Raw genomic sequence first — 15,712 nt, 5'->3', positions numbered from 1 at the left:
TCACTTGGGAACATTGCCATGACCGACGAGATCGAACGCGAGACTATGGAAACCGGCGTCGTCATCGTCGGCGCCGGCCCGGCCGGCCTCTCTGCCGCCATCGCGCTCAAGCAGCGCTCGCCCGATCTCGAGGTCGTGGTCGTGGAAAAGGCCGCCGATATCGGCGGGCACATCCTCTCGGGAGCCGTGATGGACCCGGCCGGCCTCGACGCGCTGATCCCCGACTGGCGCGAAAAGGGTGCCCCCGTCGGTCCCGACGTCACCGAGGACGATTTCGTCTACCTCACCGAGACCGGGGCCATCGCCTTCCCCAACCTGCTGCTGCCGCCCATCATGAAGACCCGGGGCGGGGTGATCGTCTCCCTGGGCGATCTCTGCCGCTGGCTGGCCGAACAGGCTGAGGCTCTGGGCGTCGACATCTTTCCCGGCACCGCCGCCGTCGATTTTCTCACCGGCGACAAGGGCGAGATCCTCGGCATCCTCACCGGCGACATGGGCGTGGCCCGTGACGGCACGCCCAAGCCGACTTTCACCCCCGGCATCGAACTGCGCGCCCGCTATACTCTCATCGCCGAAGGGGCGCGGGGCTCGCTGGCCAAGCGCCTCATCGCCAAATTCGGCCTCGACGCCGGCCGCGCGCCGCAGAAATACGGGCTCGGCATCAAGGAGATCTGGGAGATCGACCCGGCCCGGCACAAGCCCGGCAAGGTCACCCATTACATGGGCTATCCGCTGAGCAATTCCACCGGCGGGGGCGGCTTTTGCTACCATGCCGGCGACAACCGCATCTATCTGGGGCTGGTCAGCCATCTCGATTACGACAACCCCACCTTCTCGCCCTATGGCGAGTTCCAGCGCTTCAAGCACCATCCGGCGATCCGCGAGCTGTTGCAAGGCGCCACCTGCCTTTCCTATGGCGCGCGGGCCCTCACCTCGGGCGGCTGGCAGTCCATCCCCCGACTGACCTTCCCCGGCGGCGCGCTGATCGGCTGCGCGGCGGGCTTCATGAACGTCCCGCGCCTCAAGGCCATCCACAACGCCATCCGCTCCGGCATGGCCGCCGCCGGCGAGATCGCCGCCGCCATCGATGCCGGCCGCGCCAATGACGCGATCGAAACCCTCGACGAAGCCGTTCTGGCCTCGGGCATCCGCGACGACCTCTACCCCGTCCGCGCCGTAAAACCCTTGTGGAGCAAGCTGGGCACCGTTCTCGGCGTCGGGCTGGCGGGCGCCGATATGTGGGTGTCCTCGCTAGCGAAAATCTCCGTGCTGGGCAATTTCGTCACCCACACCCCCGATTTCGCCAAGCTCAAGCCGCTGTCCGAGGTCACCCCGATCCAATACCCTAAGCCTGACGGTAAAATCGCCTTCGCCAAAACCGAATCGGTCTATCGCGCCAATATCGCCCATGACGAGGACCAGCCCGTCCACCTGCTGCTCGCCGACCCCGAGCTGCCGATTCGCGACAACCTGCCCCGCTATGGCGAGCCGGCGCCGCTCTATTGCCCCGCCGGGGTCTATGAGGTGGTCGAGGAGGGCGGCGCGTCGGTCTTTCGCATCAACGCGCAGAACTGCGTGCACTGCAAGACCTGCGATATCAAGGACCCGGCCCAGAACATCACCTGGGTGCCCCCCGAGGGCGGCTCGGGCCCCAACTATTCGGGCATGTGACGGTCACGACATTTCGTTTGCCGCATAATCGACATTCTTGCCAAGTTTGGCTATCGAAAGTCATGGCTCCGAAAGGGGCTGCCTTTGCCAGGAGTTCGGGAGCCAACGTGCGAAACCTGATAGTGCGGCCGCTTTGTGCCTTGATCGTCCTCGCGCTCAGCGTGCCCTTCGCCATGTCGGCAAGCGCGCAGACGAGCATTTTAGGCCCGCGCAACACTAGCGCGGTGGGGGCCTATCTCGCCGGACTGGCCGCGCTTGAAAATCTCGAAGCCCGGCGCGCGGCGTCCTTTTTCATGCAGGCGGCCGAAAAGGAATGGGACAATCCCATCTATGTGGGTCAGACCTTCCTCGCCTATCTGCTGGCCGGGCAGATCAACGATGCCACAAGCATCGCCCAGCACGTCCTCGACCTCAATCCCAATGACGAACTGGCGCGGCTGACCCTGGGCGCCGTCGCCCTCAAGCAGCGCCGCTACACTTCCGCAGAGCAGATCCTGTCCCGCGTCCCCGAGGCCTCGCTGATCGGGGTCACCGCCGGCATCATGCGGGCCTGGACCGCGGTGGGCGATGGTCGCACCAGCCAGGCCAACGCCATCCTCGAGACGCTGGGGCAGGGGGGCTTTGAGGACTTCCTCCTCTTCCACCGCGCCATCATGGCCGATCTCGGTGGCGACCGTGCCGCCGCCATCGCGCTGTCCACCCAGGCCCGCGAGATGGACCCCTTCGTGCCCCGCATCGCCGAGGCCAATATCCGCATCCTCGCCAATGCCGGCCGCTTCGAGGATGCGCAGGCGGTTCTCGATTCCTTTGCCGAGGAAGGCGTCGAGCATCCGGTGGTCGATTCCCTGCGCGCCGACGTCGCCGCCGGGCGCAGGCCGGGATTGTTCGCGGAAAACGTCCAGGCGGGCGCCGCCGAAATGCTGCATGGCCTGGGCACCGCCCTCGCCCAGGACGGATCGATCGAACTGGGCGTGGGCCTGTTGCGGCTCGCCGCCTATCTCGACCCCGATTCCCCGGTCATCGCCCTCACCCTGGGCGAACTGCTCTCCACCTTCGGGCGCTATGAGGACGCGGACAAGCTGTTCGCCTCGGTGCCGGCCGGCTCCCCGCTCCATGTCACCTCCCTCATCCGCCTCGCCGAGAATTACGATCTCGAAGGCGACCGCAACATCGCGATCTCGCGCCTGCAAAATCTCATCACCGCCTATCCCGAGAACAAGGAAGCCTATGGCGTCCTGGGCGACCTGCTGCGCTACGACCAGCGCTGGGCCGAGGCCGCCCGGGCCTATACCGGCATCATCGACCGGCTCGATCCGCCGCGTCCGCGCGACTGGCGCTTCTACTATGTACGCGGCATCGCCTATGAGCGCGCCAAACATTGGGGCGCGGCCGAGGCCGATTTCCTCGCCGCTCTGGACCTCAATCCAGAGCATCCCGACGTGCTCAACTATCTCGGCTATAGCTGGGTCGATCGCGGCGAAAACCTCACCGAGGCGCTGGCCATGATCGAGCGCGCCGTCGAGCTCGCCCCGCGCAACGGCTACATCATCGATTCCCTCGGCTGGGCCTTCTACAAGCTCGACCGCATCGAGGAGGCCATCGCCACCCTCGAGCGGGCCGCCCGCATCCTGCCGGCCAATGCCGAGATCAACGACCATCTGGGCGATGTCTATTGGAGCGCCGGGCGGGAGCGCGAGGCCATGTTCCAGTGGCGCATCGCCATTTCGGTCGATGACGAGGGCGATGTCGCCGAGCGGGCCCGGCCCAAGCTGGTGAACGGACTCGATCCCGACGCGCCGATCGGCGACTGATGCGTCTCAGCGAGACGGCGCCCGCCAAGGTCAATCTCGCCCTGCATGTCGTGGGACGCCGCGCGGACGGATTTCACCTGCTCCATTCGCTCTGCGTGTTCACCGAGCTCGCCGACCAGCTGACCGCCGAACCGGCCCCGTCCGATCGTCTCGCCATGTCCGGCCCGTTCGGCGCCGACCTGCCCTCCGGCCGCTCCAATCTCGCCATCCGGGCGCTGGAGAAATTCCGCGCCCGCTTCCCCGGAACCCTGCCCGATGGCGTGGCGATCACGCTGGAAAAGCATCTTCCCGTGGCCGCCGGGCTGGGGGGCGGCTCCGCCGATGCCGGCGCCGTGCTGCGCCTTCTCGCCGCCATGGCTTCGGCCCGGCCCGCCGATGCCGAGCTCTTCGCCCTTGCCGCCGAACTGGGCGCCGACGTGCCCATGTGCCTGCTCTCGCGTCCCTGCGAGGTGAGCGGGATCGGTGAGATCATCCGCCCGCTCGCCTCCTTCCCGCCCATGCATCTGGTACTGGTCAATCCGCGCGAGGCGGTCTCGACGCCCGAAGTGTTCCGCCAGCTCGCGCACAAGCACAATCCGCCCATGCCCGCCCTGCCGGACCGGCTCGATCGCCCGGCCATGCTGTCCCTGTGGCTGGAGGATACCCGCAACGATCTCCAGCCGCCCGCGACCGCGCTGGTTCCCGCCATCGCCCGCACGGTGGCCGTGATCGCCGCCACTTCGGGCTGCGTGCTGGCCCGTATGTCCGGCTCCGGCGCCACCTGTTTCGGCCTTTACGGCAGCGCCGCCGCCGCCCATCAGGCCGCCCACGACCTGCGCGCCGGCTTCTCCTCCTATTGGGTGGCCGCCACCCCGCTGCTCGCGGCCTGATCGGCGCTACCCGGCCCGGGGCGCAAAGGGGATGATGCCCGCCGCCGCCACCGCCAGGGCACCTCCGAGGAGGTCCCAGTGGTCGGGCGCCCGGCCCTCGACCAGCCACAGCCACAGGAGCGAAGCGGTGATGTAGATGCCGCCATAGGCGGCATAGGCCCGCCCCGCATGGTCGGACGGCGCCAGGGTCAGCAGCCAGGCGAAGGCGGCGAGCAGCACGAGGCCCGGAACCAGCCACAAGGCCGATTGCCCGTTGCGTAGACAGGCCCAGAAGGCAAAGCAGCCGCCGATTTCGGCCAGCGCCGCCGCGCCATAGAGGGCGAGGGTCGAAAATTGCACCGGCATGGCCCTACCAGCCCCCGCCGCCGCCGCCCCCGCCGCCACCGCCGGAGAACCCGCCCCCGCCGGTGCCCGAGGAGGAGGCCTGCACCGGCTGGGCGCTGACCATGGCGCTCGACAATCCCGCCGCCACTCCGCTCATCGATCTGGTGAAGCTGCCCGAGGAGAAATTGCCGCCATGATACCAGTGCGGCGCGTAACTCTTGTCGGCGTCCCGGATGGCGTTGCGTTCGAGATCGCCCTGCAGGCGCTCCGACCAGGGCTTTTCCACCCGCAGCGCCATGGCATAGGGGAGGATGGTTTCATAGCGGGCCACGCTCATTTCCGGCTCGCCGGTGAAGTTGAGCCGCTCCTTCTCGGCGGTCTCGAGATACATCCGGAAGCCTTCGATCTCGTCCATCACCTTGCGCCCATGCACGGTGGGTGCGCGCATCAGTATGCCGAAGATCAGTGTCACCGCGATGATGGTGATCGCCGCCACGAACGGGAAGTTGATCCAGCTGAAATCGAAGAAATCGATGACCATGGAGCCGGAATTGACCACGACCATGCCCAACATGCCGAAGGCGATGATGCGCCCGAACCCCTTGCCCTGCCACAGCGACCGCGCGCCCAGCCCGATGAGCGAGACGAAGACGGCGGCAAAGGCGGCGCCGAACAGGAACAGGGGCGGCAGCACTTCAAATACCACCATAACCGCCAAGGCGCCCAGTCCCAGCAACACGCCGAAAATGGTGTAGATCACGTGGTTGTTGAAATAGAGCGCCCGGTTTTCCCGTTCGAGCACGTCGACGAAGCGCTGGCGGCTGTCGCCGAATGCCTTGCCCGATTTCTTGTCGATCGTGACCGGGGAAAGGTGTTTGAGGTCGGCAAAGATCGCCGCTTCGCCCGGCGACAGCGGCTCGTCCGGTTCCTTGCCGGTCAGCCGCAGTGACGTCTTCTTGCCCTGCTTGTCGAATTCGAGCAGTCCCTTGACCGCCAGCGAGACCAGCGCCGAGGAATAGGCCAGCCATCCCGAATCGCGCCATCCCATGTGGTGCACATAGTGGACGAGGGCAGGGGAGAACCCCTTGGGCGGATAGAAGCGCGGAAAGATCACGCCCTTTTTCGGATCGCGCCCCACATTGAGCCACGCCAGCCCGTTATAGGCGAGGACGACGAGGAGCAGCAGGGCCGGCACCACATAGTCGCGATAGTCCGACAGCCAGTAGCGCGCCGCGTCCAGCCCCTCCGGCGCCGCGATCGCGCCCTTGGCGAAGGCCACCGAAACCGTCATCCCCTCGCGCGGCGCCAGCGGCCGCGTCGTGGTGAACACCACCGTATCGGCGCCGGCGCGCGCGATGCGGGCGTCGGACCCGGTGCTGCCCTGGCCGCCGGTATAGACATTGATCTCCCCGATCCGCGCCCCCTGCGGCAGGCGCACCGTCGCCTCTGCAGAGAGAATGGGGAAGGCCCAGTAATTGCCCGTCGCGTTCCAGTAGAACTCGTCGAAATCCTCGAACAGCCGCGCGGCGCGCTCGACGGTATAGACGATCTCATATTCATGCACGCCGCGCGTCAGCAGCCGGTCGCTTGAGCCGATCCTGATGCGCAGCCCGCCATCGATCCCTTCCTCCTCGAACGGCTCGGCCTCGCCGTTCCGCCGCACCGCCTCCACATGGATCGGCACGATGATCTGCCGCCCCCCGTCCCCGGCCAGCCGGTTGGGGATGTCGCGAAAAATGCCGCGGCGGACCTCGTTGCCCTCGGCATTGACCGCGAGCGTCTCGGTGATCCGCACCGATCCGTCGGCCTGCACCTCGAGCAATATGTCGAAGGAGCGGATTTCCTCGCGTGCCAGTGCGGGGGTGCCGAGCCCGATGAGGAGGACGAGCGCGGCAAGAAAGCGGACAAACGGCATGGGATCAGCCGAACTTGACCTCGGGCACCGCCCGGTCGGCCTCGTTGTCGAGCTCGAAATATTCGGCCTTCCTGAACTGGAACATGCCGGCGACGATATTGGAGGGAAAGGATTCCACGGCGACGTTGAGATTGCGCACCGCGCCGTTGTAATAACGCCGCGAGAGCTGGATTTCGTCCTCGACCGTTTGCAGCGCCGTCTGGAACTCGATGAAATTGGTGTTGGCCTTGAGGTCGGGATAGGCCTCGGCCACCGCGAACAGCCGCCCCAGCGCCCCCGAGAGGATGCCTTCGGCCTGTCCGCGCTCGCCGGGGGTGCCGTTCTGCGCCGCCTGCACCGCGGCGCGCGCATCGGTCACCGCCTGCAGGGTCTCGCGCTCATGGGTCATATAGCCCTTGACCGTTTCGAGCATGTTGGGGATGAGGTCGGCGCGCCGCTTGAGCTGGACGTCGATCCCCGACCACCCCTCTTCCACCAATTGGCGGTTCCGCACCAGTGTATTGTAGACATAGATCGCATAGCCGGCCGCGGCCACGATCAGCAGCACGATGATCCATTCCATAGCTCGACGGTCCTCTCGCCTCGAATGCGGGCGAGAGTGGCATCGAACCATGGCGATATCAATGCTTTAAGCGGCGCCCCCGCCTGCGGTCTGCAACCAGGCCTCGCCGCACAGCTTGGCCAGTTCGCGAATGCGCAGGATATAGCTCTGCCGTTCGGTCACTGAAATCACCCCGCGCGCGTCGAGCAGGTTGAAGGTGTGGCTGGCCTTGATCACCTGCTCATAGGCTGGCACCGCCAGCGTCTGCCGCCCGTCCTCGGTCCGGCCCATGGCGAGCAGCGCCTTGCACTCGTCCTCGGCATCCTTGAAGTGCCGGAACAGCATGGCGGTATCGGCGGCTTCGAAATTGTATTTGGAGAATTCCTGCTCGTTTTGCAGGAACACATCGCCATAGGTGACCTTTTCGGCGCCCTCGCGGCCGTTGAAATTGAGGTCATAGACGTTTTCGACCCCCTGCACATACATGGCCAGCCGCTCCAGCCCATAGGTGATCTCGCCGGGCACTGGCGAACATTCGAACCCGGCCACCTGCTGGAAATAGGTGAACTGGGACACTTCCATCCCGTCGCACCAGCATTCCCAGCCCAGCCCCCAGGCCCCCAGGGTCGGGCTTTCCCAATCGTCCTCGACGAAGCGGATATCGTGCAGTTTCGCATCGAGCCCGATGGCGGCCAGCGACGCCAGGTAGAGCTCCTGGATATCGGGAGGCGAGGGCTTGAGGATCACCTGGAACTGGTAATAATGCTGCAGGCGGTTGGGGTTTTCCCCATAGCGCCCATCCGTAGGCCGGCGCGAGGGCTGCACATAGGCCGCCTTCCAGTGCCTGGGCCCCAGCGAGCGCAGCGTCGTCGCCGTATGGAAGGTGCCGGCGCCCATCTGCATGTCATAGGGCTGGAGAATGACGCAGCCCTGATCCGCCCAGAATTTCTGCAAGGTCAGGATGAGCCCCTGGAACGAATTCTTGGGGTCCATGTGAGGCGCAAGGGCGTCGGTCATCGTCTATCCGGAACCATCAATGGGAAGCGGCGCGACCCTAGTTTGGGCCGCTGGGGAGGTCAAGTTGCTCCCCTCGGCTTGACTTGTACAGTATCCGGTACAATATGAGCCGGTTAGGAGCCTGCCATGTCCGTTTTCACCTATACCGACGCCCGCGCCAACCTCAAGGAGGTCATGGACCGGGCCATCAACGACCATGAGGAGGTCATCGTCACCCGCCGCAAGGGCGAGGCGGTGGTCGTCCTGTCCATGGAAGACTGGTCCGCGATCCAGGAAACCCTGCACCTGCTGTCGTCCCCGGCCAATGCCCGCGCGCTGCGCGGCTCCATCGCCGAGCTCGATGCCGGGCGCGGGGTAGAGCGCGAGCTGGCAAAGCCGTGAGGCTGGTGTTTTCGGCCCAGTCCTGGTCCGAATATCAATACTGGCTCGAGGCCGATCCCGATATGGTGCGTCGCATCAATGCGCTGCTGGCCGAATGCTCCCGCCATCCCTTCAAGGGGCGCGGCAAGCCCGAGCCCTTGCGCGGCGATCTTTCCGGCTGGTGGTCGCGGCGCATCACCAGGGAGCATCGCCTGGTCTATCGGGTCACCGGCATCGGGGCGGCGCAATCGCTGGAGATCGCCCAGTTGCGCTATCACTACTGACCCGCCCGTCACTCCGATCCCGGCTTGGGCCGGTAGACCCCGTCATCGCCCTTTTCCAGTTCGACCACACCGCCCGATTTCACCTCGGCCTTGTTGCGCTCGATCTGGGCGCGGCGGCGCTGTTCGGCCGCCTTGTCGTCCTCGGCGAATTTCTTGCGCCAGTCCTTCGCGATCGATTTCACCCCCAGCCCGATCAGCAGCGCAACCAGCAGGGCGACCAGCGTCGACAATCCCATGCTAGACTCGCCCCATCGCGGGCGCTGCGATTCTGGCTTGGATAAATGCGGTCATCGAGTGTCCTCGGTGTTGCGTGCGGTGCCCACCCATTTAGGCATGCCGTGCCCTCAGTGCCAGTCCAGAACGGCCCGTCCGCGCAGAATCGCCTCCACCGGTTCAGCGAACCCATCCCCATGCGCGCCATGCAGCACCAGCGGCGCCAGCAGCCGCAACGGCGCCTTGCTGCCCTTGCGGCCCCTCACCAGCACCCGCGTCGCCGCCGCTCCCGGGCGCGGGGCGATGGGCAGTACGGTGATCGCCCCCATGCGCGCGGCAAAGGCCGCCAGCAACTGGGGCAGTTCCTGCGCCAGATGGATGAAGATCACCACGCCCTTGGCATGGGCGCACGATACCGCCGAGCGCACCCAGGCCGAAACCTCCCCATCCGTATGTCGCGCCGCGGCCCGCGCCGGGTCCGGCGCCCGCGTGCCGGCCTCGAAGAAGGGGGGATTGGCGATCACCACGTCGAAATGGTCGGTGCCCAGCCCCATGGCCTTGCGCTCAGCCCCGCTGGCCGTGGCGCTCGCCATCACCACCCGGGCCCGGGGAACAAGGCCATTGGCTTCGATATTGTGCCGCGCCAGCTCGGCCATCTGCGCATTGGTTTCCACCAGCGTGCCCGAAAGCCCTTCGTGATGGGCGAGGGCGCAGAGCGCCGCGACCCCGGCCCCGGCCCCCAGATCGAGCAGCGAAGCGCACCCCGCCGGCACGCTCGTGCCCAGCAGCACCGAGTCGAGCCCGGCCCGGAACCCCTTTTCCGGCTGGACAACGGACAATTTGCCACCCAGAAAGGCGTCGGCTTTCTGTTCTTGGTGTTTTACAAATCCGGGCGGCTGGTTTACCGACATGGCGAGGGGTCCGGTTGCGGGCCCGATCAGTTCTAGACGAGTGTATTCGGCGAGGCTAGCGGCCCGCCGGGGAGAATGAACGCCGATGGCGGTTGAAAATCTGGCGCACAAGCCCGCCCGGGATGTTTCGGCGGTGATCGATCACCTGATCGCCGCGACCGCTCCGGGCATGGAGGCGGTCAACCGGCTGATTCTCTCGCGCTCCGACAGTCCGGTCGACATGGTGCCCGAAATCGCCAACCATCTGATCGATGCCGGCGGCAAGCGGCTGCGCCCCATGCTCACCCTTGCCTCCTCATCCCTGTTCGGCGATGCGGACGGCAACGACGTGCGCTTCGCCGCCGCCGTCGAATTCATGCACAACGCCACCCTGCTCCATGACGATGTGGTGGACGAAAGCGACATGCGCCGCGGCCGCCCGGCCGCCCGCACCATCTGGGGCAATCAGGCCTCGGTGCTGGTGGGGGATTTCCTCCTCGGCCAGGCCTTCCTGATGATGGTCGAATCCGGCGATCTCGGAGCGCTGGGCGTCCTGTCGCGCGCCGCCGCCATCATCGCCGAGGGCGAAGTATACCAGCTCGCCAAGGCCGGCGATCTCGACACCACCGCCGAGGATTACGAAAAGATCATCCACGCCAAGACGGCGACCCTGTTCGAGGCAGCGACCGAAGTGGGCGCCATGGCCGGCGGCGCCTCGGCCGCTTCCCGCGCCGCGCTTGCCACCTATGGCCGCGAGCTCGGCATGGCCTTCCAGCTCGTCGACGACGTGCTCGACTATGGCGGGGCAGGGGGCGCCCTGGGCAAGAACACCGGCGACGATCTGCGCGAGGGCAAGATGACCCTCCCCATCATCCTCGCCCTGCGCGACAGCTCGCCCGCCGAGCGCGATATCATCCGCTCGGCCCTGGGCAACCCCGCCTCCGGCGCGGCCGAACTGGCCGGGATCACCGCCATCCTCACCCGCCACGACACCTTGCGGCGGACCATGGCCAAGGCCGAAGCCCACGCCGAGGCGGCCCGCGCCGCCCTCCTTGCCGTTCCCGCCTCCCCCGGCCGCGATATCCTCTTCGACGTCCCCGAATTCTGCACCGCCCGCGCCTATTGATCCCGCCAGCGGCGATCTTCCCTTCTCCCCTGGTGGGAGAAGGTGGCCGCGAAGCGGACGGATGAGGGGGGCGCCGAGCTTCGGCAATAATGGACATTTCCTCATTCCCCTGTTACCCGTTCGGCCCGCACGATCCGTCCGTTTCAAGGCCATCCGACCATGCCCGAACTGCTGCTTGAGCTCTTCTCCGAGGAAATTCCGGCGCGTTTGCAGCGCCGCGCTGCCGAAGACCTCAAAAAGGCCGTCACCAATGCGCTGGTCGAGAATGGCCTCGTCTATGAAAGCGCCGGCGCTTTCGCCACCCCGCGCCGCCTCGCCCTCACGGTGACCGGCCTGCCGCCCGCCTCCCCCGACACGCGCGAGGAGCGCAAGGGCCCCAAGGTCGGCGCGCCCCAGCAGGCCATCGATGGCTTCCTGCGCGGTGCCGGGCTCGCCTCGATCGAGGAGGCCAAGATCCAGTCCGATCCTAAGAAGGGCGATTTCTACGTCGCGGTGATCGAGAAAAAGGGCGCCCCCGCCATCGAGATCCTGAAGGACATCCTGCCTCAGGTGGTGAAATCCTTCCCCTGGGGCAAGCCCATGCGCTGGGGCTCCGGGCGGCTGGAATGGGTGCGTCCGCTCCGCGCCGTCACCGCCACCTTCGGGCCGGAAGGCGAGGAGCCTGAGATCGTGCCCTTCACCCTCGATACGGTCGCCTCGGGCAACCAGACCTTCGGCCACCGCTTCATGGCGCCCCAGCCCATCAAGGTCCGGCGCTTCGACGATTATGTGCAGGCGCTGGAAAAGGCCAAGGTCGTCCTCGACATCGACCGGCGCAAGCAGATCATCCGCTCCGATGCCGAACAGCTCGCCTTCGCCCAGGGGCTCGAGCTGATCGCCGATGAGGGCCTGCTCGAAGAGGTGGCCGGCCTCGTCGAATGGCCGGTGGTGATGATGGGTTCGTTCGATCCCGCCTTTCTCGAGGTGCCCGAGGAGGCGATCATCGCCACCATCCGCGCCAATCAGAAGTGCTTCTGCCTGCGCGATTCCGGCACCGGCAAGCTGGCCAACAAGTTCATCCTCACCGCCAACCTCGTCGCCGAGGATGGTGGTAAAGCCATTGTCGCGGGCAATGAGCGCGTCATCCGCGCCCGCCTTTCGGACGCCAAGTTCTTTTACGAAACCGATCTCGAAACCCCGCTGGCCGACAATCTCTCGCGCCTCGAGGACGTGGTCTTTCACGCGAGGCTGGGGACCCAGGCCGAGCGCGTGGCCCGCATCGAGGCGCTGGCTGCCCGCATCGCGCCTTTGGTCGGGGCCGATATCGAGGATGCGCGCCGCGCCGCCCGGTTGTCCAAGGCCGATCTCCCCACCGGCATGGTCGGCGAATTCCCCGAGCTCCAGGGGCTGATGGGCCGCTATTACGCGCTGGCCCAGGGCGAAAGGCCCCAGGTCGCCGCCGCCATCGAGGATCACTACAAGCCGCTCGGCCCCTCCGACCGCGTCCCGGCCGAGCCGGTCTCCATCGCCGTGGCCCTGGCCGACAAGCTCGATATCCTCACCGGCTTCTGGGCCATCGATGAAAAGCCCACCGGCTCCAAGGACCCCTATGCCCTGCGCCGCGCTGCGCTGGGGGTGATCCGGCTCATCGCCGACAACCGGCTGCGCCTGCCCCTCGGCCAGTTCGTGACCGATAGCGATCTCCTCTCCTTCTTCCACGACCGGCTCAAGGTCTCGCTCCGCGATGCCGGCGCGCGCCATGATCTGGTCGATGCGGTGATCGCCGAGGACAGCGACGACATCCTGCAGATCGTCTCCCGCGTCACCGCGCTGTCGTCCCTGCTCGATACCGAGGACGGCAAGGCGCTGCTCGCCGGCTACAAGCGCGCCGCCAACATCCTCGCCGCCGAGGAAAAAAAGGACGGCACCACCTATGACGGGACCGTCGAGGGGGGAAGGCTCGCTGTTCCCGAGGAGCAGGTCCTCGCCTCGGCCGTCGATCTGGCCCGTATCGATCTCGAAACCCGGCTGGCCGGCGACGATTATGCCGGGGCGATCGCCGTTCTGGGCGGCCTTCGCGCACCCGTCGACGCGTTTTTCGAGCATGTGCTGGTCAACGATCCCGACCCGGCGATCCGCGCCAACCGGCTGCATCTGCTCGCCCGTCTGCGCGACACCATGCACAAGGTCGCCGATTTCGGTAAAGTGGCGGGATAAAAGGAACCGCAGGGAACCGGACGGCGATCAGGCGGTTGTAGGATGGCCAATCCGGGGGAAACACCATGAGCGTCGGCCTGCTTGCCCTTCTCGATGACGTTGCGGCGCTGGCCAAGGTAGCCGCCGCCTCGCTGGACGATATCGCTGGACAGGCGGTGAAGGCGGGCGCCAAGGCCGCCGGCGCGGTAATCGACGACGCGGCGGTCACCCCGCGCTATGTGCATGGCTTTTCCGCCGATCGCGAAATCCCCATCGTCGGCAAGATCGCCCTGGGCTCGATCCGCAACAAGCTGATCTTCCTGCTTCCCGCCGCCTTGCTGCTGTCGGTCTTCCTGCCCGGCCTCATCTCGCCCCTGCTGATGCTGGGCGGCGCCTATCTCTGCTATGAAGGGGCGGAAAAACTCTACGGCATGCTCGCCCCGCACAAGGCCCATGGCCATGAAGCGGTGGTCGAGCCCGGCCCTTCCAATGCCGCCGCGCTGGAAGAGGAAAAGGTGGCCGGGGCCATCAAGACCGATTTCATCCTCTCGGCCGAAATCATGACCATCGCGCTGTCCGCTATCCCGGAGAGCAATATCATCAACGAGGCGCTGGTCCTTTTCGTCGTGGCCGTCGGCATCACGGCGGTGGTCTATGGCGGTGTGGCGCTGATCGTCAAGGCCGACGATTTCGGCGTCTTTCTCGCCAGCAACGCCCGCACCGGCCTGGTCCGCGCCCTGGGGCGCTTCATCGTCAAGGCCATGCCCGGCTTCATGCAGACGCTTTCGGTGGTCGGCACCGCCGCCATGCTCTGGGTCGGCGGCGGCATCATCGTCCACGGCCTCGCCGGCATGGGGTTCGATTGGTCCGAGCACATGATCCTCGCCGCCGCCCATGCGGTGGAATCCATCGCCCCGGTCCTGCCCGGCGCCGTCCACTGGCTCACCGAGGCCTTCCTCTACGGCGTGCTCGGTGTGGTTCTCGGCTTCGTCCTCATCCCTGTCGCAGAACACCTCATCGCCCCGCTCCTCGCCCTGTTCCGCAAGAACAAGCCGGCCGTGCACTGATCGGGGGAGGGAAATTCACTTCCCCTTGAACGGCGCCATGCCCTCATTGGCCAGTTGGTCGGCGCGTTCGTTGAGGGCGTGCCCGGCGTGGCCCTTCACCCAGTGCCATTTCACCTCGTGCCGCCGCGCCGCCGCGTCCAGCGCCTGCCAGAGCTCGACATTCTTCACCGGCTTTTTCGCCGCCGTCTTCCAGCCGTTCTGCTTCCAGCCATGCAGCCAGCCCTGAATGCCGTTCTTGACATATTGGCTGTCGGTATGGAGCTCGACCGTGCAGGGGCGCTTCAGCGCGTTCAGCGCCTCGATGGCCGCCGTTAGCTCCATCTGATTGTTGGTGGTGACCGCCGCGCCACCCTTCAATTCCTTGACGTACCCGCCATATTCGAGCACCGCCCCCCAGCCGCCGGGGCCGGGATTGCCCGAACAGGCCCCGTCGGTATGGATCACGACGGCTTTGCTCACCGTCCGGACGCGTCCTCGAGCTGGCGCAGCACCCGGGGGATGTTGAAGGCGATGTTCTCCTCGGCCGTCGCCGCGATCTCGACATTGACGCTGAACCGCTCGGAAAAGGCTTCGATCACCTCCTCGACCAGCGATTCGGGGGCCGAGGCGCCCGCAGTGATGCCCAGCGAGGTGATACCCTCGAACAGCGGCCAATCGATATCGGCGGCCCGCTGCACCAGCACCGAGACCTTGCAGCCGGCCCGCTCGCCCACTTCGACCAGGCGCATGGAATTGGACGAGTTCGGCGCCCCGACGACGATCATCGCGTCGACCTTGGGCGCCACCGCCTTCACCGCTTCCTGCCGGTTGGTGGTGGCGTAGCAGATGTCTTCCTTGTGTGGCACGGCGATGGTGGGGAAGCGCGATTTGAGCACCAGCACGATGGCGCTGGTGTCGTCCACCGAGAGCGTGGTCTGCGTCACCAGCGCCAGATTGTCCGGATCGCGCGGCACGAAGCTCTCCGCGTCGTCGACCGTCTCGATCAGGGTGATCCTGCCCGGCGGCAATTGCCCCATGGTGCCGATCACCTCCGGATGCCCCCGGTGCCCGATCAGGACGATATCGTGCCCTTCCTCGGCATGGCGCTGTGCCTCCACATGCACCTTGGTCACCAGCGGGCAGGTGGCGTCGAGATAGAACATGTTGCGGTGCCTGGCTTCCGCCGGCACCGATTTGGCCACCCCGTGGGCGGAAAAGATCACCGGCGCGTCGGTGCCTTCGGGGATTTCCTCGAGCTCCTCGACGAAAATCGCCCCCTTGGCCCGCAACCCGTCAACGACGAATTTGTTATGCACGATCTCGTGCCGCACATAGACCGGCGCCCCGTATTTCTTCAGCGCCAGATCGACGATCTGGATGGCCCGGTCCACGCCGGCGCAAAAACCGCGCGGCGCGCACAAAAGGATGTCGAGGGATGGCTTTTGCATCATGGCCTTCACATGCGGTCTG

At 66.3% G+C, this 15,712-nt stretch carries 16 protein-coding genes; 8 read left to right on the top strand and 8 right to left on the bottom strand.

Translation table 11 applies throughout. The annotated features are described in order from the left end of the window. The first annotated feature begins 18 nt into the window (after window positions 1-18). From DVH29_RS01200 to DVH29_RS01190, 3 genes are all read left to right on the top strand, one after another. Window positions 19-1,671, top strand: coding sequence for an electron transfer flavoprotein-ubiquinone oxidoreductase (locus tag DVH29_RS01200; RefSeq protein WP_114644313.1), 1,653 nt, complete (start codon window positions 19-21; stop codon window positions 1,669-1,671). A gap of 107 nt (window positions 1,672-1,778) precedes the next feature. Next, window positions 1,779-3,482: a tetratricopeptide repeat protein gene (locus tag DVH29_RS01195; protein WP_158541518.1), complete on the top strand. Its 1,704-nt coding sequence runs from the start codon at window positions 1,779-1,781 to the stop codon at window positions 3,480-3,482. Then, complete coding sequence (locus DVH29_RS01190) at window positions 3,482-4,351, top strand: 4-(cytidine 5'-diphospho)-2-C-methyl-D-erythritol kinase (protein WP_114644311.1); 870 nt, start codon at window positions 3,482-3,484, stop codon at window positions 4,349-4,351. Before DVH29_RS01195 ends, DVH29_RS01190 begins: the two co-directional genes overlap by 1 nt. Window positions 4,352-4,357: 6 nt before the next feature. Here the strand turns inward: DVH29_RS01190 and DVH29_RS01185 are convergent, their stop codons facing one another. The 4 genes from DVH29_RS01185 to DVH29_RS01170 form a co-directional block, all read right to left on the bottom strand. Continuing rightward, a complete protein-coding gene (locus tag DVH29_RS01185; RefSeq protein WP_114644399.1) occupies window positions 4,358-4,696 on the bottom strand; it encodes a YnfA family protein in 339 nt (112 codons plus the stop codon). A 4-nt stretch (window positions 4,697-4,700) separates the two neighbouring features. Then, window positions 4,701-6,590, bottom strand: coding sequence for a DUF2207 domain-containing protein (locus DVH29_RS01180; RefSeq protein ID WP_114644310.1), 1,890 nt, complete (start codon window positions 6,588-6,590; stop codon window positions 4,701-4,703). 4 nt (window positions 6,591-6,594) lie between these two features. Further along, window positions 6,595-7,152: a LemA family protein gene (locus DVH29_RS01175; RefSeq protein ID WP_114644309.1), complete on the bottom strand. Its 558-nt coding sequence runs from the start codon at window positions 7,150-7,152 to the stop codon at window positions 6,595-6,597. A 66-nt stretch (window positions 7,153-7,218) separates the two neighbouring features. Continuing rightward, window positions 7,219-8,124 carry a glycine--tRNA ligase subunit alpha gene (locus tag DVH29_RS01170; protein WP_199562504.1) on the bottom strand — a complete coding sequence of 302 codons (906 nt, stop codon included), beginning with the start codon at window positions 8,122-8,124 and terminating at the stop codon, window positions 7,219-7,221. 150 nt (window positions 8,125-8,274) lie between these two features. Here DVH29_RS01170 and DVH29_RS01165 point away from each other — a divergent pair, with 150 nt between their 5' ends. Further along, the gene (locus DVH29_RS01165; protein ID WP_114644307.1) at window positions 8,275-8,529 is read left to right on the top strand and encodes a type II toxin-antitoxin system Phd/YefM family antitoxin; all 255 of its coding nucleotides are present in this window, start codon (window positions 8,275-8,277) and stop codon (window positions 8,527-8,529) included. After that, window positions 8,526-8,792 carry a Txe/YoeB family addiction module toxin gene (locus DVH29_RS01160; RefSeq protein ID WP_114644306.1) on the top strand — a complete coding sequence of 89 codons (267 nt, stop codon included), beginning with the start codon at window positions 8,526-8,528 and terminating at the stop codon, window positions 8,790-8,792. The genes DVH29_RS01165 and DVH29_RS01160 overlap by 4 nt, the downstream gene beginning before the upstream one ends. A gap of 8 nt (window positions 8,793-8,800) precedes the next feature. Here the strand turns inward: DVH29_RS01160 and DVH29_RS01155 are convergent, their stop codons facing one another. After that, the gene (locus DVH29_RS01155; protein ID WP_114644305.1) at window positions 8,801-9,028 is read right to left on the bottom strand and encodes a hypothetical protein; all 228 of its coding nucleotides are present in this window, start codon (window positions 9,026-9,028) and stop codon (window positions 8,801-8,803) included. 108 nt (window positions 9,029-9,136) lie between these two features. After that, window positions 9,137-9,844 (bottom strand): tRNA1(Val) (adenine(37)-N6)-methyltransferase, encoded by a 708-nt coding sequence (locus DVH29_RS01150; protein ID WP_158541517.1) that lies wholly within the window; start codon window positions 9,842-9,844, stop codon window positions 9,137-9,139. 157 nt (window positions 9,845-10,001) lie between these two features. On the opposite strand from DVH29_RS01150, the gene DVH29_RS01145 reads away from it, so the two are divergent. From DVH29_RS01145 to DVH29_RS01135, 3 genes are all read left to right on the top strand, one after another. Then, a complete protein-coding gene (locus DVH29_RS01145; protein WP_114644303.1) occupies window positions 10,002-11,021 on the top strand; it encodes a polyprenyl synthetase family protein in 1,020 nt (339 codons plus the stop codon). A 159-nt stretch (window positions 11,022-11,180) separates the two neighbouring features. Further along, the gene (gene glyS / locus DVH29_RS01140) at window positions 11,181-13,217 is read left to right on the top strand and encodes a glycine--tRNA ligase subunit beta (RefSeq protein ID WP_114644302.1); all 2,037 of its coding nucleotides are present in this window, start codon (window positions 11,181-11,183) and stop codon (window positions 13,215-13,217) included. Window positions 13,218-13,282: 65 nt separating this feature from the next. Continuing rightward, a complete protein-coding gene (locus DVH29_RS01135) occupies window positions 13,283-14,263 on the top strand; it encodes a DUF808 domain-containing protein (RefSeq protein ID WP_114644301.1) in 981 nt (326 codons plus the stop codon). Window positions 14,264-14,278: 15 nt separating this feature from the next. Here DVH29_RS01135 and rnhA read toward each other — a convergent pair whose 3' ends face one another. Continuing rightward, window positions 14,279-14,722, bottom strand: a complete 444-nt coding sequence (gene rnhA / locus DVH29_RS01130) for a ribonuclease HI (RefSeq protein ID WP_114644300.1) — start codon at window positions 14,720-14,722, stop codon at window positions 14,279-14,281. Beyond that, a complete protein-coding gene (ispH, locus tag DVH29_RS01125; protein ID WP_114644398.1) occupies window positions 14,719-15,693 on the bottom strand; it encodes a 4-hydroxy-3-methylbut-2-enyl diphosphate reductase in 975 nt (324 codons plus the stop codon). The genes rnhA and ispH overlap by 4 nt, the downstream gene beginning before the upstream one ends. Between the last annotated feature and the right edge of the window lie 19 nt (window positions 15,694-15,712).

The sequence above is a fragment of the Pelagibacterium lacus genome (assembly GCF_003345525.1).
GTDB lineage: Bacteria > Pseudomonadota > Alphaproteobacteria > Rhizobiales > Devosiaceae > Pelagibacterium > Pelagibacterium lacus.
This window is presented reverse-complemented; position numbering and strand designations above follow the sequence as displayed.

Coding starts and splice junctions, on each gene's coding strand:
- DVH29_RS01185 (WP_114644399.1), bottom strand. CDS start 4,696: ATGCCGGTGCAATTTTCGACCCTCGCCCTCTATGGCGCGGCGGCGCTG.
- DVH29_RS01175 (WP_114644309.1), bottom strand. CDS start 7,152: ATGGAATGGATCATCGTGCTGCTGATCGTGGCCGCGGCCGGCTATGCG.
- DVH29_RS01145 (WP_114644303.1), top strand. CDS start 10,002: ATGGCGGTTGAAAATCTGGCGCACAAGCCCGCCCGGGATGTTTCGGCG.
- DVH29_RS01135 (WP_114644301.1), top strand. CDS start 13,283: ATGAGCGTCGGCCTGCTTGCCCTTCTCGATGACGTTGCGGCGCTGGCC.
- ispH (WP_114644398.1), bottom strand. CDS start 15,693: ATGATGCAAAAGCCATCCCTCGACATCCTTTTGTGCGCGCCGCGCGGT.
- glyS (WP_114644302.1), top strand. CDS start 11,181: ATGCCCGAACTGCTGCTTGAGCTCTTCTCCGAGGAAATTCCGGCGCGT.
- DVH29_RS01155 (WP_114644305.1), bottom strand. CDS start 9,028: ATGGGATTGTCGACGCTGGTCGCCCTGCTGGTTGCGCTGCTGATCGGG.
- DVH29_RS01200 (WP_114644313.1), top strand. CDS start 19: ATGACCGACGAGATCGAACGCGAGACTATGGAAACCGGCGTCGTCATC.
- DVH29_RS01165 (WP_114644307.1), top strand. CDS start 8,275: ATGTCCGTTTTCACCTATACCGACGCCCGCGCCAACCTCAAGGAGGTC.
- DVH29_RS01190 (WP_114644311.1), top strand. CDS start 3,482: ATGCGTCTCAGCGAGACGGCGCCCGCCAAGGTCAATCTCGCCCTGCAT.
- DVH29_RS01170 (WP_199562504.1), bottom strand. CDS start 8,124: ATGGACCCCAAGAATTCGTTCCAGGGGCTCATCCTGACCTTGCAGAAA.
- DVH29_RS01180 (WP_114644310.1), bottom strand. CDS start 6,590: ATGCCGTTTGTCCGCTTTCTTGCCGCGCTCGTCCTCCTCATCGGGCTC.